The sequence below is a fragment of the Pseudomonas sp. LS-2 genome (genome assembly GCF_003605735.1).
GTDB lineage: Bacteria > Pseudomonadota > Gammaproteobacteria > Pseudomonadales > Pseudomonadaceae > Aquipseudomonas.
The window spans coordinates 231044-245669 of sequence record NZ_QXTJ01000016.1; the positions used below are offsets into that span (position 1 = coordinate 231044).

Here is a 14626-nt window from a genome sequence, read left to right on the forward strand (position 1 = left end):
AATAAGCATGAATCTTCACGAGTATCAGGGTAAGCAGCTGTTTGCTGAATACGGCCTGCCAGTATCCAAGGGCTTTGCAGTAGACACCCCGGAAGCAGCAGCAGAAGCGTGCGACAAGATCGGCGGAACCGAGTGGGTCGTCAAAGCCCAGGTTCACGCAGGTGGTCGCGGTAAAGCGGGCGGCGTCAAGCTGGTTCGCAGCAAGGAAGACGCAGCTGCGTTCGCTCAACAGTGGTTGGGCAAGCGTCTGGTCACTTACCAGACTGATGCAAACGGTCAGCCAGTCACCAAGATCCTGGTTGAATCCTGCACTGACATCGCCAAAGAGCTGTACCTGGGCGCTGTAGTGGATCGTTCGAGCCGTCGTATCGTGTTCATGGCTTCCACCGAAGGTGGTGTGGACATCGAGAAAATCGCTCACGAAACTCCTGAGAAGATTCTCAAGGCCACGATCGATCCACTGGTTGGCGCTCAGCCATTCCAGGGTCGCGATCTGGCATTCCAGCTGGGTCTGGAAGGCAAGCAGGTTGCTCAGTTCGCCAAGATCTTCGTTGGCCTGGCCAAGCTGTTCCAGGACCACGACCTGGCTCTGCTGGAAGTGAACCCGCTGGTGATCAAGGCTGACGGCGATCTGCACTGCCTGGACGCCAAGATCAACATCGACGCCAACGCCATGTACCGTCAGCCTAAGCTGAAGGCTTTCCACGACCCATCTCAAGATGACCCACGTGAAGCCCACGCTGCCAAGTTCGAACTGAACTACGTGGCACTGGAAGGCAACATTGGCTGCATGGTCAACGGTGCTGGCCTGGCCATGGGTACCATGGACATCGTCAACCTGCACGGCGGCAAGCCAGCCAACTTCCTCGACGTAGGTGGTGGTGCGACCAAAGAGCGCGTGACCGAAGCCTTCAAGATCATCCTGTCCGACAGCAACGTCGCAGCAGTACTGGTCAACATCTTCGGCGGCATCGTTCGTTGCGACATGATTGCCGAAGGCATCATCGGCGCTGTGAAAGAAGTCGGCGTGAAAATCCCGGTCGTTGTTCGCCTGGAAGGCAACAACGCTGACCTGGGCGCTAAAGTACTGGCAGAAAGCGGCTTGAACATCATCGCTGCTACCAGCTTGACCGACGCTGCTCAACAAGTCGTCAAAGCTGCGGAGGGCAAATAATGAGCGTCCTGATCAATAAAGACACCAAAGTTATCTGCCAGGGCTTCACCGGCTCGCAAGGTACTTTCCACTCCGAACAAGCCATTGCCTACGGCACCAAAATGGTTGGCGGCGTGACGCCAGGCAAAGGTGGCACCACTCACCTGAACCTGCCGGTGTTCAACACCGTTCGCGAAGCAGTAGAAAAAACCGGCGCTACCGCCAGCGTGATCTACGTTCCGGCTCCTTTCTGTAAAGATTCGATCCTGGAAGCTGCTTTCGGCGGCATCAAACTGATCATCTGCATCACCGAAGGTATTCCTACCCTCGACATGCTGGATGCCAAGGTCAAGTGCGACGAGCTGGGTGTTACCCTGATCGGCCCTAACTGCCCAGGCGTGATTACTCCGGGCGAGTGCAAGATCGGCATCATGCCAGGTCACATTCACTTGCCAGGTAAAGTCGGTATCGTGTCGCGTTCCGGCACCCTGACTTACGAAGCTGTGAAGCAGACCACTGACGCCGGTTTCGGTCAGTCGACTTGCGTTGGTATCGGTGGTGACCCGATCCCGGGTTCCAACTTCATCGATATCCTGAAGCTGTTCCAGAACGACCCACAGACCGAAGCGATCGTCATGATCGGTGAGATCGGCGGTTCGGCTGAAGAAGAAGCGGCTGCCTACATCAAGGCAAACGTGACCAAGCCGGTCGTTTCCTACATCGCGGGTGTGACTGCTCCTCCGGGCAAGCGCATGGGCCATGCTGGCGCGATCATCTCCGGCGGTAAAGGCACTGCAGACGAGAAATTCGCTGCTCTGCAAGACGCTGGCGTGAAAACCGTGCGTTCGCTGGCAGACATCGGCAAGGCACTGGCTGAGCTGACCGGTTGGGAAATGAAGAAGTAAGCATTGCTTGCTGATCATTTTCTGATCGACAAAGGCCACCTTCGGGTGGCCTTTGTGTTTTCTGGCTTATCGAATCTGTAGGCATCTTGTTTCGAGCACTTCTCGATTGCAGCCTGGCTGACGCCACCGCCGGCAAGCCGTGCTGCTACAGGGCAAGGGTAGAGCCGGAATGCGGCGTCACTCACCGCACTTGGAGCAGTCCGGCTTGCCGGCAGTGAGACATTCAAGCTTGCCACCGCCGGCAAGCCGTGCTGCTACAGGGCAAGGGTAGAGCCGGAATGCGGCGTCACTCACCGCACTTGTAGCAGTCCGGCTTGCCGGCGGTGAGACATTCAAGATTGCCACCGCCGGCAAACCGAACGGCTACGGTCGTTGCTTGATGCCAAGAACGTGTCACTACGCAGTACCTGTAGGAGACGTCGGAGGTTACGACGGCAGCGAAAGCGGTGTCATGCCTAACGCAATGTTGTAAGACCTTTCCGATATGCGACAGGAAAGTGCGTACATCGGTCGGGGTGCCCTGTGTCGGTGCGTGAAATAGGGTAGGCTAGCCGCCATTTTGCGTTGCCGGCCCCCAAAAGGAGCCTGTCAGCGCCACGGGCCGGTCCTAAAAGGACGGGCAGCATTTCCCTCACCCTCGGGAAATCCTCTTCTTAATTCCGATTCAGCAGTGTGGTTTCTTTGATGAAAGTGTTGAAAGGTCAGGACATCCTGGCGCTTGGTTTCATGACGTTCGCGTTGTTCGTGGGTGCTGGCAATATCATCTTCCCCCCCATCGTTGGCTTGCAGGCCGGTCCGCATGTGTGGATGGCCGCGCTGGGCTTTCTTGTCACCGCCGTCGGTCTGCCGGTTGTCACCGTGATCGCCCTGGCCAAGGTCGGCGGTGCGATGGATGCTCTGAGCAGTCCCATCGGCAAAGTCGCCGGCACAGTGCTTGCGGCCGTCTGCTACCTGTCCGTGGGGCCGCTGTTCGCCACGCCACGTACGGCCACGGTGTCTTTCGAAGTAGGGCTTGCGCCCATCACCGGCGAAAGCCCGCTGGCGCTGTTCCTCTACAGTCTTGTGTATTTCCTGCTGGTGTTCTGGATCTCGTTGTACCCGGGCCGTCTGCTCGATACGGTCGGGCGTTTTCTGGCGCCGCTGAAGATCATCGCTCTGGCGGTGTTGGGCATCGCTGCGTTCGCCCTGCCTGCCGGTGATGTTGGCACCGCGCAGCCTGCGTATGTCGCGGCGCCGTTCTCCCAAGGCTTCATCAATGGCTATTTGACCATGGATACCCTGGGGGCGCTGGTGTTCGGTATCGTCATCGTCAACGCCATCCGTTCCCGTGGTGTCGAATCGCCCAAGCTGATCACTCGCTACGCGATCATCGCCGGCCTGATCGCAGGGCTCGGGCTGGCTCTGGTGTACGTCAGCCTGTTCCGGCTAGGTTCGGACAGCCATGCCATCGCGGCTGGCGCCACCAACGGCGCCGCTGTCTTGCACGCGTATGTGCAGCACACCTTTGGCACCTTGGGCAGCGGCTTTCTCGCGGTGTTGATCTCCCTGGCATGTCTGGTGACCGCAGTCGGCCTCACGTGTGCGTGCGCTGAATACTTCAGTCGCCTGCTGCCTTTTTCCTACAAGACTCTGGTGATTTTGCTGGCCGCGTTCTCGCTGCTGGTTTCCAACCTGGGCCTGACCAAACTGATCCAGTTTTCGATCCCGGTGCTCACAGCGATCTACCCACCCTGCATCGCGCTGGTTGCGCTGAGTTTCTGCAAGGACTTCTGGCACGTTCAAGGGCGCATCGTCGGACCGGTGATGCTGGTGTCGCTGCTGTTCGGCATGATCGACGCCCTCAAGGGCTCGGGGCTGGGCGAATACCTGCCTGACGCGGTCGCCCGCTTGCCGCTGAGCGAGCAGGGGCTGGCGTGGTTGATCCCGTCACTGGCGACCCTGTTCGTCGCGTTCATCGTTGATCGGGTGTTGGCCAAGCGCAGCGAGGCGCTGGCCTGAGAGGAGGGCGGCGCAGGCAATAAACCGCCGCGCCGTTTAAATCGAGGACATAAAAATAAAGCCCGCTGCGTGCGGGCTTTATTTTTTGGAAACTTTGGAACTTACTGCTTAGTTGGCGCAGGTGCCTGATCGTTGGCCTCTTTTGCACGCTCTTGCGCAGCTTCGGCGTTCTTCTGGGCAGCTTCCTGACTTTCTTTGGCGGCGTCGTTCACTTTGTCTTGAGCCTTCTGCATCGACTCTTGGGACTGCTGGGCAGCCTTGTTGGCATCTTCCTGTTTATCCTCGGATTTTTTATCGCAGGCAGCGAGGCCCAGGGTGGCAGAAAGCATGAGGGCAATGGCTAAAGTCTTACGCATGGGGTGTTTCTCCTTATTGAACATCTACGTGCCTTCGAGCGCACCGTTAATAAGTTAGTTCCATGTTTGTGCACGATAAATAAGCCACTGTGTCACCGCTGTTACGCATGAGGTGGGCTGGGTGCGGCTTAATCGTTTTTGCTCCGGTAGAGGAATTGCAATCTTTCACCCGACCTGCGTGCAGTTCATGAAGATTGTGTGGTTCGCCTTGCGCGAACTCTTGAAATCCCTGACCCAGCCCCCACCTTGATGACAACCTGCTGTCCGGCCCGCGGTATCTGGCGCCTGGCGGCTACCCCTATTTGTGTGGACTGATTGGAGTTTGATGACCATGAGTGTGGAAACTCAAAAGGAAACCCTGGGCTTCCAGACCGAGGTAAAGCAACTGCTGCACCTCATGATCCATTCGCTGTACTCGAACAAGGAGATCTTCCTTCGCGAGCTGATTTCCAACGCCTCGGACGCCGTGGACAAGCTGCGTTTCGAAGCGCTGTCCAAGCCTGAGCTGCTTGAAGGCGGTGCGGAGCTCAAGATCCGTGTGAGCTTCGACAAGGACGCGCAAACCGTCACGCTCGAAGACAACGGCATCGGCATGAGCCGCGAAGATGTGATCACCCACCTGGGTACCATCGCCAAATCCGGCACCGCCGACTTCATGAAGAACCTGAGCGGCGACCAGAAGAAGGATTCGCACCTGATCGGCCAGTTCGGTGTGGGCTTCTACTCGGCATTCATCGTCGCCGATCAGGTAGACGTTTTCAGTCGTCGCGCAGGTCTGCCCGCCAGCGAAGGCGTGCACTGGTCTTCCAAAGGTGAGGGCGACTTCGAGGTCGCGACGCTCGAGAAAGCCGATCGCGGCACCCGCATCGTGCTGCACCTGAAAAAGGGTGAAGACGAGTTCGCCGATGGCTATCGCCTGCGCAACATCATCAAGAAGTACTCCGATCACATCGCCTTGCCGATCGAGCTGCCGAAAGAGCAGGTCGCCGTCGAAGGCGAGCCGGCGCCAGTGCAGGAATGGGAAACCGTCAACCGTGCCAGCGCGCTGTGGACCCGTCCCCGCACCGAGGTGAAGGACGAGGAGTATCAGGAGTTCTACAAGCACATCGCCCACGACTTCGAAAATCCGCTGGCCTGGAGCCACAATAAGGTTGAAGGCAAGCTGGAGTACAACTCGCTGTTGTACGTGCCGGCCCGCGCCCCGTTCGACCTGTATCAGCGTGAAGCGCCGCGTGGCCTGAAGCTGTACGTGCAGCGTGTGTTCGTCATGGATCAGGCCGAGTCGTTCCTGCCGCTTTACCTGCGTTTCATCAAGGGTGTGGTGGATTCAAACGACCTGTCGCTGAACGTCTCCCGTGAAATCCTGCAGAAAGATCCGATCATCGATTCGATGAAGTCCGCGCTGACCAAGCGTGTGCTGGACATGCTGGAAAAGCTGGCGAAAAACCAGCCGGAAGAATACAAGGGCTTCTGGAAGAACTTCGGTCAGGTGATGAAAGAAGGTCCGGCCGAAGACTTCGCCAACAAGGAAAAGATCGCCGGTCTGTTGCGCTTCGCTTCGACCTCCGACGAGAGCGGCGAGCAGAGCGTTTCGCTGGCTGAATACCTGGCTCGCGGCAAGGAAGGTCAGGACAAGATCTACTACCTGACCGGCGAAAGCTACGCGCAGGTCAAGAACAGCCCGCACCTGGAAGTCTTCCGCAAGAAAGGCATCGAAGTGCTGCTGCTGACCGACCGTATCGATGAGTGGCTGATGAGCTACCTCAGCGACTTCGACGGCAAGGGCTTCGTCGACGTGGCACGCGGTGACCTGGATCTGGGCAAACTTGATTCCGAAGAGGACAAGAAAGCTCAGGAAGAAGTCGCCAAGGACAAGGAAGGCCTCATCGAGCGTCTGAAAACCGCGCTGGGTGATGCCGTCAGCGAAGTGCGCGTCTCCCATCGTCTGACTGATTCCCCTGCGATTCTGGCCATCGGTGAGCAGGACCTGGGTCTGCAGATGCGTCAGATTCTGGAAGCCAGCGGCCAGAAGGTGCCTGATTCCAAGCCGATTTTCGAGTTCAACCCGACTCACCCGCTGATTGGCAAGCTGGACAACGAACAGAGCGAGGACCGTTTCGGCGAGCTGTCGCACATCCTGTTCGATCAGGCAGCGCTGGCAGCCGGTGACAGCTTGAAGGATCCGGCGGCGTACGTGCGCCGTTTGAACAAGTTATTGGTCGAGCTCTCGGCTTAACATTCGAGCATTGTCAAAACCCGCTTCGGCGGGTTTTGTCATTTGATTTCCTTCACCCTCCAACAGCAGGAGTCCGCAATGAGCAACGTTACTGTGCAGTCCGTGGTGTATCAGATCGACGGTCAGAGCTACGAAAGCCGTCTGGCCTTCAGCGAAGGTGCCGAAGCCGCCCCGGGTCTGGTCATGGCTCCGAACTGGATGGGCATCAGCGAAGACGCCGAGCAGATTGCCAGGGAAGTGGCAGCCAAAGGGTATGTGGTCCTGCTGGCCGACCTGTACGGCCAGAATGTTCGTCCAAAAGGCAATGACGAAGCAGCGGCAGCGATGATGCCGATGAAGAATGATCGTGCCTTGCTGAACAAGCGCATGACTGCGGCACTGGATCAACTGACCACGCAGAACCTTGCGGCGGTGGACAAGGCGAGCCTGGCGGCTTTCGGTTTCTGCTTTGGCGGATGCTGTGCGCTGGAACTGGCACGCACTGGCGCGCCGCTGAAAGCCGCGGTGTCGTTCCATGGCACGCTGGACACCACCAACCCGGCAGACGCCAAAAACATCAAGGGCAAGGTGCTGGTACTGCACGGTGCGTCCGACCCATTGGTGCCCAAAGAGCAACTGCCAGCGTTCGAAGCGGAAATGAACGCAGCCAATGTCGACTGGCAGCTGTTGAGCTACGGCGGCGCGTTCCATTCCTTCACCGATCGTCACGCCAACAACCCCGGCGTGCAGATGTACAACCCGACGGTTTCCAGGCGTGCATTCACCGCGATGCACAATTTGCTGGATGAAGTCTTCGCCGGTTGAATACACCTGTTTGACGATACAAGGAGCCGGCTTGCTGGCGAACGCAGTCATCAGTCCACCATGCGTTGACTGATACGCCGCATTCGCCAGCCAGCCGGCTTCCACGCCTGAGGCCGAGCCAAAAGCATTTCCTGTGCGTCTGGCTATTTCCTGCTCATCGGCAACTCGATCCGCGCCACTTCTCCCGGCACCGTCGGCCAGTCGCCGGCCGCCCACTTCGCCCTGGCCCGATCGATCAAGGCCGGATCGCTGGCGACGAAATTCCAGTTCATCCTCCTCGGACCGTCCAGCGGCGCACCGCCGATCATCACGGCGTGGGATTCACTCTCGGCGCAAAGCGTCGGTTCGGTTCCCGGCTCCAGTACCACCAGGCTGCGTGGCTCCACCGGTTCGCCATCGAGCAGCATTTCACCTTCGATCACATATAGCGCCCGCTGCTCGTGCTCGGCGGGGATGAGCAGTGTCGTCGCGTTCTGCATCTTCACTTCGGCGTAGAGGGTCGATGACAGAACCGGAACGGGCGACTTCAGACAAAAACCGTGGCCGGCGATCATGCGGATGCCGATGCCCATGTAATCGCTGGCTGGCAATGCCGCGGCGGGGTGGTGGCTGTAATGGCCGTCTCCCTGTTCGTGCTCCTTGGGCGATGCCAACCACACTTGCAGGCCATGAAGCCGCGAGCCCTGGTCATGCTGCGCTTGTGGTGTGCGCTCGATGTGGGCAATTGCGCGACCGGCGGTCATCCAGCTGACTTCGCCGGGGAGTACGTGTTGATCGCTGCCCAGGCTGTCCTTGTGCTGGATTTCGCCCTCGAACAGGTAGGTCAGGGTCGACAGCCCGATGTGCGGGTGCTGGCGGATGTCCATGCCGGTGCCGGGCGAATAGGTGGTTTCCAGCATGTGGTCGAAGAACACGAACGGTCCGACACTGCGGCATTGCGCGGAGGGCAGGGGGCGCAGAATCGGCTGGCCTTCGACGTCTTCGGCGCGGGGTTTGATGGTCAACATGTCAGGGCTCTCGGTGGACGTGGCGACAGCGTACAAGAATAAGCATCCGTGTCAGGATCGTCTGTGCTCACACGTCGCTGTTATAAATTATTACGAACTAGTTAGTGAATTTTCCTACAGCTTTAGGAGGAGGTAGCCGATAGCGGGGCGACAACCGGCTGCCCTTTTTTCAGTGCAGGGTTTTTTGGAAGGGACCCATTATGACCGTCAGAAACATGAATATCGCGCCCCGTGCCGCGCTTGGCTTCGGGGTGCTGGCACTGCTGGTTTTCGGTCTGGGCGCTTTCGCGCTGTTGCAGATGTCCAGCATGCGCAAACAGTCGGATCTGGTTGAGAGCAAGTGGCTACCCAGCGTTATGGAGCTGGGCACGATGGGTCAGGACCTGATGCGCATCAGGACCCTCACGCTGCGGCTGATGCTCAACCGCAATGCCGACGCGTTGCAGGACAACTACAGCAAGATCGATCAGCTCAAGGCCGGTTTGCAGCGCACCGAACAGCATTATGCCGGGCTGATCGAGTCCTCACGGGAGCGCGAACTCTACGCGCTGTTCGCAGAGGCGAAGCAGGCGTATTTCCAGCGTCAGAACCGCATCATGGAGCTGTCACGACAAAACCAGATGGACGAGGCGCTGCAGGTCCTCAACGGCGAGATGAATCAATACGCCGACAAGATGACTCAAGCGCTCAACGAGCTGACCGCGATCAATAAGCAGGGCGCCTCCCAGGCAACCGACCTGGCGCAAGAGGTGTTTGGCAGCGCCAGGCTCTGGGTGATGGCCATGATCGTGCTGACGGCGGTGGTCACTCTGGTACTCGCCTGGGGCCTGACCCGCAGCATCGTGCAGCCACTGGCGCAGGCATTGGGCATCGCGCAGGTCATCGCGGCAGGGGATCTGACCGCTGACATCAAGGTAGAGGGGCGCGACGAACCTGCGCGGTTGCTGGAAGCATTGAAGGCCATGCAATCAAGTTTGCGTCGTACTATTCTGCGCATCTCCGATTCGTCCAGTCAGTTGGCCTCGGCGTCCGAAGAGTTGAGTACGGTGACCGAGGATTCCACCCGTGGTCTGCACCAGCAGAGCCTTGAAATCGATCAGGCGGCGACGGCGATCAATCAGATGACGGCGGCGGTCGAAGAGGTGGCGCGTAATGCCGTGGCGACCTCCGAGGCCTCCGACGAATCGGAACGTATCGCTCAGCGCGGTCGGCATCAGGTGCAGGAAACGGTGGCCTCGATCAACCATCTGGCGCAGGACGTCACGCACACTGGGGTTCAGGTCGAGACCCTGGCGCAGAAGGTGTATGGCATCAGCAAGGTGCTGGATGTGATTCGGTCGGTGGCCGAGCAGACCAACCTGTTGGCGCTCAACGCTGCGATCGAGGCGGCGCGGGCGGGCGAGGCGGGTCGTGGTTTTGCGGTGGTGGCCGATGAGGTGCGGGCGCTTGCGCATCGTACTCAGTCGTCGACACAGGAGATCGAGTTGCTGGTCGGGGATATTCGTCAGGGCACCGATCAGGCTGTGGCGGCGATGCAGGGCAGCAACAGCCGTGCCCGTTCGACCCTTGAACTGGCGCAATCGGCGGGGGTGGCGCTGGACGAGATTGCGGCGGCGATTACCTTGATCACAGAGCGAAATATGGTGATTGCCAGTGCGTCCGAGGAGCAGGCGCAAGTGGCGCGTGAGGTGGATCGCAACCTGACGAACATTCGGGATCTGGCGTTGCAGAGCTCGGCCGGCGCGAATCAGACCAGTGCGGCAAGTCATGATCTTTCGCGGCTGGCCACGGATTTGAACGGGATGGTGGCGGCGTTTTCGGTTTAAGTAAAAGGCCGCGACCGCTTCGCAATATGAAGACGGTCACGTAGAAGCGCTTGCCCGCCAAAGCAATGGCTCAGCTCGTATTGTGTTACCTGGACTGGGGCATCGCGGGCAAGCGCGCTCCTACAAGCAGAGCATTGCGCCGCCCAATGGGGGCATTTCGGCAGACATGAAAAAAGGCGCCTCAAGAGGCGCCTTTTTCATAGGCTGCGACAGGTCGGATTATTTACCGGTCCAGCGCTTCATCACCAGCGTGGCGTTGGTGCCGCCGAAGCCGAAGCTGTTGCTCATGACCAGATTGATCTCGGCGTTTTCGCGAGTCTTGGTCAGGATCGGCAGATCGGCGACTTCAGGGTCCAGCTCGTCGATGTTGGCCGAGCCTGCCATGAAGTTGCCTTCCATCATCAGCATGCAGTAGATCGCTTCGTGAACACCTGCGGCGCCCAGGGAGTGGCCCGACAGGCTCTTGGTGGAACTGATGGCCGGAGCGTCAGTGCCGAAGACTTCACGCACGCCTTTCATCTCCGCGACGTCGCCGACCGGCGTCGAAGTGCCGTGGGTGTTCAGGTAGTCGATCTTGCCGTCAACGGTGGACATCGCCTGCTGCATGCAGCGGATCGCGCCTTCGCCGCTCGGTGCGACCATGTCGTAGCCATCGGAGGTAGCCCCGTAGCCCACCAGTTCAGCGTAGATCTTCGCGCCGCGCGCCAGTGCGTGCTCCAGCTCTTCGACCACGACCATACCGCCACCGCCTGCAATGACGAAACCGTCACGGTCGGCGTCGTAGGCGCGGGAAGCCTGTTCCGGGGTTTCGTTGCGCTTGCTGGACAGTGCGCCCATGGCGTCGAACAGGAACGACTGGCTCCAGTGCTCTTCTTCACCGCCGCCGGCGAAGACCACGTCCTGTTTACCCATCTGAATCTGTTCCATGGCGGTCCCGATGCAGTGAGCACTGGTGGCGCAGGCAGAGGCGATGGAGTAGTTCAGGCCCTTGATCTTGAATGGCGTTGCCAGACAGGCCGAAACGGTGCTGCTCATGGTGCGGGTCACGCGGTATGGACCGACGCGCTTGACGCCTTTCTCGCGCAGGATGTCCAGCGCTTCCATCTGGTTCAGGGTCGATGCGCCGCCGGAGCCGGCGATCAGGCCGGTACGCGGGTTCGACACTTGCTCCTCGGTGAGGCCCGAGTCAGCGACAGCGTCTTTCATGGCCAGATAGGCATAGGCCGCAGCGTGACCGACGAAGCGATAGATCTTGCGGTCGATCAGCTCTTCGAGGTTGAGGTCGATGGAGCCGGAAACCTGGCTGCGCAGACCCATTTCGGCATATTCCGGATTGAAACGGATGCCAGGGCGGCTTGCACGCAGGTTGGCGGAAACGGTGTCTTTGTCATTGCCCAAGCAGGAAACAATGCCCAGACCAGTGATAACGACGCGGCGCATGCGAATACCCTTAGAAATTGTCAGTGGAGGTGAACACGCCGACGCGGAGGCCTTCGGCGGTGTAGATTTCGCGACCGTCCACGGTCACCGAACCGTCGGCGATGGCCAGGTTCAGCTTGCCCTTGAGGACGCGCTTGATTTGGATGTTGTAGGTGACTTTCCTGGCGGTCGGCAGGACCTGGCCGAAGAATTTCACTTCGCCCGAGCCCAGCGCACGACCGCGGCCCGGCAGGCCTTGCCAGCCCAGGAAGAAACCGACCAGTTGCCACATGGCATCCAGGCCCAGGCAACCTGGCATCACCGGGTCGCCTTCGAAGTGACAGGCGAAGAACCACAGGTCGGGAGTGATATCCAGTTCGGCGACCAATTCACCTTTGCCGTACTTGCCGCCTTCTTCGCTGATATGGGTGATCCGGTCGATCATCAGCATGTTGGGGGCGGGCAGTTGCGCGTTACCTTGGCCGAACAGCTCGCCGCGACTGCAGCGCAGCAGGTCTTCCCGGGTAAAGGCGTTTTGTTTGGTCATGCGAGCTCCTCGATAATCCTGTGCGGCTGGGTAAGGCGTAGCTACCCAATGCCAATCTGACCAGCGGGTCATCCCTCTGCTGGCAGCCTACTCATAGACTATTGCGTTGTAATGAAAGTCACAGCACAGGCGAAATGAAAGTACACCTGTGCACTGAAATTTTCCGTCCGCGCGTCGGCGCAGTTCGATCACGGCACACAAGACTGCCGCAATTTATCATTTATCGCCAGTCGCAGATGCCTTAAAGGTCAACCAGCGTTGTAAAACCTGCTGTAAATCAGTGCGCTTGAAAGGCTTGGCCAGGTAATCGTTCATGCCCGCCTGCAAGCAAATCTCCCGGTCCCCATGGCGGGCGTTGGCGGTCAGAGCGATGATCGGCAGGGTTTCGAGGCCCGGCAACTGGCGAATTCTACGGGTGGCTTCATAGCCGTCCATGATGGGCAGGCGGCAGTCCATCAGGATCAGGGCGTATTTCTCCCGGCTGACCATGCTCACCGCTTCCGCGCCGTCACCGGCGGCGCTGACTTGCAATCCCAGACTGCGCAGCATGGCTTCGACCACGGTGCGGTTGACCGGGTTGTCCTCCACCAGCAATACGCAACCCTCGCGCTCCTGCGACAATTCGCCCACGGCGCCGGGTTGCGGTTGAGGTTCTTCCTGCTGAATCAATTGCAACGGGATTTCGAGGGTGAACACCGAGCCGAGCCCTTCGCTGCTCTGGGCCTGCAGCGATCCACCCATGCGCTCCGTCAGGTTGCGTGCGATGGGCAGGCCCAGCCCGGTTCCGCCGTAGCGTCTGGAGATCGAGTTGTCCGCCTGCTGAAAGGCATCGAACATCGATTCCAGCAGGTCCGGCGAGATGCCGATGCCACTGTCGCGCACGGCGCAGGAGAACAGGATGTGGTGGGCATCGCGTTTCTGCCAGGACGTTTCAACACGCACGCTGCCGAACTCCGTGAACTTCAACGCATTGCCGATCAGGTTGACCAGAATCTGCCGGATACGGGTCGGGTCGCCCTTGACCCGTAACAGATCGAGCCCGGGCGGCAAGTCCAGCTCCAGCGCCAGACCGCGCTGTTGCGCGTTGTGGGCAAATGCCTGGACGGAAGTGGAGATCAGTTCCGCCAGATTGAAGGCGATGTTCTCCAGCTCCAGTGCGTCGCGTTCGAAGCGGGAGAAATCGAGAATGTCGTTGATCACCCGCAGCAGGTGTTCGGTTGACTCGGTGGCCAGCGCCGCATATTCGGACTGCTCGTCGGTCATCTTCGTGGTTTCCATCAACTGCAGCATCCCGAGCACGCCATTCATGGGGGTGCGCAGTTCGTGGCTCATCATTGCCAGGAATTCGGACTTGGCGCTGTTGGCGCGTTCTGCTTCTTCGCGGGTCCTGATCAATTCGTCCATGGCCTGCTTCTGCTCGCGGCTGGCTTTTTCCAGGCCTTGTGCGAGGTTGTTGATGTGTCGGGCCAGATCACCCAGCTCGGCGTCGTCGGCCACCGGCAGCGGCGCGGTGTAGTCGCCGTGCTGGATCGCCTTGACGGCATCACTCATGGCGCTGATGGGCTGCGACAGACTCAATGACAGGCGCCGGGCAAGGATGTAAGTAAAAAGCAGAGCGAACAGCGCGAGAATGCCGGCCTTGAGCAGGATTTCCTGTTCGCGCAGGTTGAAGGCATCGCTGGACATGCCCACCAGGACCCGGCCCAGATAATCCTCGACAGGCACGCTGGCGCTGTCACCGCGATCGTCCAGACGGCTGCTTTCGCTTTTGACCTGTTGCACGCGAATGGGGGCCTGAAAGATTTCCATTTGCCGGGCGTTGGGGTTATCGACGGGTTGCTCGACGTGCACCAGGACATTGCCCGAGCTGTCCTGTACTTCGAGAAAACGTACGTGGGGCGTGCTCATGGTCGCCTTCATCAGGCTCTCCAGCACGTCGTTGTTGCCCACGATCACTCCGTATTCGGACGCAGGGGCGAGCTGGTTGGCTATCAGTTGGCCGGTATGGGTGAGCTCCTGACGCAGATCCTGGATGCGCACGACGGTAAAAAAACTGATGAGCAGCAGGGTCAGCAACAGGGCCGGGCCCAGACTGAGAATTTGCGTGCGGGTGCTGATGTTCCAGCCACGTTGTGCCGTCACGGCCGCGCTCCGCCGGTCATGGATGCCTCATATGCCATCGTTTACGCAACGCCAGGCAAAAGATCGTGTCATCGGTCTGAATCTCGTCGGAAAGCGACGTAACGATAGCTCATCGGTGTCGCCGTGGAATTTTCATCTGGGGCGCGCATCTTAACCGAGCCGTAGGTGTTTTCCTCATGAAGAGTCAGGCCCGGATGATATGTGTCGTACTGTCGTGTTTTGCCGCTGGTGGC

The 14626-nt window shown here is 59.3% G+C and carries 11 protein-coding genes; 6 read left to right on the forward strand and 5 right to left on the reverse strand.

Annotated elements, in window-relative coordinates; translation table 11 throughout:
• Positions 1–7 precede the first annotated feature (7 nt).
• The 3 genes from sucC (at position 8) to brnQ (ending at position 4056) form a co-directional block, all read left to right on the forward strand.
• The gene (sucC, locus tag D3M70_RS11760; RefSeq protein WP_081567122.1) at positions 8–1174 is read left to right on the forward strand and encodes an ADP-forming succinate--CoA ligase subunit beta; all 1167 of its coding nucleotides are present in this window, start codon (positions 8–10) and stop codon (positions 1172–1174) included.
• A complete protein-coding gene (sucD, locus tag D3M70_RS11765) occupies positions 1174–2058 on the forward strand; it encodes a succinate--CoA ligase subunit alpha (protein ID WP_062381087.1) in 885 nt (294 codons plus the stop codon). The genes sucC and sucD overlap by 1 nt, the downstream gene beginning before the upstream one ends.
• A 684-nt stretch (positions 2059–2742) precedes the next feature.
• Positions 2743–4056, forward strand: coding sequence for a branched-chain amino acid transport system II carrier protein (brnQ, locus tag D3M70_RS11770; protein ID WP_120125925.1), 1314 nt, complete (start codon positions 2743–2745; stop codon positions 4054–4056).
• Positions 4057–4157: 101 nt separating this feature from the next.
• Here the strand turns inward: brnQ and D3M70_RS11775 are convergent, their stop codons facing one another.
• The gene (locus tag D3M70_RS11775; protein WP_120125926.1) at positions 4158–4412 is read right to left on the reverse strand and encodes a hypothetical protein; all 255 of its coding nucleotides are present in this window, start codon (positions 4410–4412) and stop codon (positions 4158–4160) included.
• 331 nt (positions 4413–4743) lie between these two features.
• On the opposite strand from D3M70_RS11775, the gene htpG reads away from it, so the two are divergent.
• Together htpG and D3M70_RS11785 are read left to right on the forward strand one after the other, a co-directional pair.
• Positions 4744–6648 (forward strand): molecular chaperone HtpG, encoded by a 1905-nt coding sequence (htpG, locus tag D3M70_RS11780; protein ID WP_120125968.1) that lies wholly within the window; start codon positions 4744–4746, stop codon positions 6646–6648.
• 78 nt (positions 6649–6726) lie between these two features.
• Complete coding sequence (locus tag D3M70_RS11785; RefSeq protein WP_120125927.1) at positions 6727–7452, forward strand: dienelactone hydrolase family protein; 726 nt, start codon at positions 6727–6729, stop codon at positions 7450–7452.
• A gap of 143 nt (positions 7453–7595) precedes the next feature.
• On the opposite strand, the gene D3M70_RS11790 is transcribed toward D3M70_RS11785, so the two are convergent.
• Positions 7596–8459 (reverse strand): pirin family protein, encoded by an 864-nt coding sequence (locus D3M70_RS11790; protein WP_120125928.1) that lies wholly within the window; start codon positions 8457–8459, stop codon positions 7596–7598.
• Positions 8460–8659: 200 nt separating this feature from the next.
• Between D3M70_RS11790 and D3M70_RS11795 the strand changes: the two genes are divergently transcribed.
• Positions 8660–10285 (forward strand): methyl-accepting chemotaxis protein, encoded by a 1626-nt coding sequence (locus D3M70_RS11795; RefSeq protein ID WP_120125929.1) that lies wholly within the window; start codon positions 8660–8662, stop codon positions 10283–10285.
• Positions 10286–10504: 219 nt separating this feature from the next.
• Here the strand turns inward: D3M70_RS11795 and fabB are convergent, their stop codons facing one another.
• From fabB to D3M70_RS11810, 3 genes are all read right to left on the reverse strand, one after another.
• Positions 10505–11725 (reverse strand): beta-ketoacyl-ACP synthase I, encoded by a 1221-nt coding sequence (gene fabB / locus D3M70_RS11800; RefSeq protein ID WP_120125930.1) that lies wholly within the window; start codon positions 11723–11725, stop codon positions 10505–10507.
• A gap of 10 nt (positions 11726–11735) precedes the next feature.
• Positions 11736–12251, reverse strand: a complete 516-nt coding sequence (gene fabA / locus D3M70_RS11805; RefSeq protein WP_120125931.1) for a 3-hydroxyacyl-[acyl-carrier-protein] dehydratase FabA — start codon at positions 12249–12251, stop codon at positions 11736–11738.
• Between the two features lie 216 nt (positions 12252–12467).
• Positions 12468–14393 carry a response regulator gene (locus D3M70_RS11810; RefSeq protein ID WP_120125932.1) on the reverse strand — a complete coding sequence of 642 codons (1926 nt, stop codon included), beginning with the start codon at positions 14391–14393 and terminating at the stop codon, positions 12468–12470.
• Positions 14394–14626 lie beyond the last annotated feature (233 nt).

Excerpts from the sequence above, each read along its gene's own strand:
- sucC (WP_081567122.1), top strand. The coding sequence starts at position 8 with ATGAATCTTCACGAGTATCAGGGTAAGCAGCTGTTTGCTGAATACGGC.
- sucD (WP_062381087.1), top strand. The coding sequence starts at position 1,174 with ATGAGCGTCCTGATCAATAAAGACACCAAAGTTATCTGCCAGGGCTTC.
- brnQ (WP_120125925.1), top strand. The coding sequence starts at position 2,743 with ATGAAAGTGTTGAAAGGTCAGGACATCCTGGCGCTTGGTTTCATGACG.
- D3M70_RS11775 (WP_120125926.1), bottom strand. The coding sequence starts at position 4,412 with ATGCGTAAGACTTTAGCCATTGCCCTCATGCTTTCTGCCACCCTGGGC.
- htpG (WP_120125968.1), top strand. The coding sequence starts at position 4,744 with ATGAGTGTGGAAACTCAAAAGGAAACCCTGGGCTTCCAGACCGAGGTA.
- D3M70_RS11785 (WP_120125927.1), top strand. The coding sequence starts at position 6,727 with ATGAGCAACGTTACTGTGCAGTCCGTGGTGTATCAGATCGACGGTCAG.
- D3M70_RS11790 (WP_120125928.1), bottom strand. The coding sequence starts at position 8,459 with ATGTTGACCATCAAACCCCGCGCCGAAGACGTCGAAGGCCAGCCGATT.
- D3M70_RS11795 (WP_120125929.1), top strand. The coding sequence starts at position 8,660 with ATGACCGTCAGAAACATGAATATCGCGCCCCGTGCCGCGCTTGGCTTC.
- fabB (WP_120125930.1), bottom strand. The coding sequence starts at position 11,725 with ATGCGCCGCGTCGTTATCACTGGTCTGGGCATTGTTTCCTGCTTGGGC.
- fabA (WP_120125931.1), bottom strand. The coding sequence starts at position 12,251 with ATGACCAAACAAAACGCCTTTACCCGGGAAGACCTGCTGCGCTGCAGT.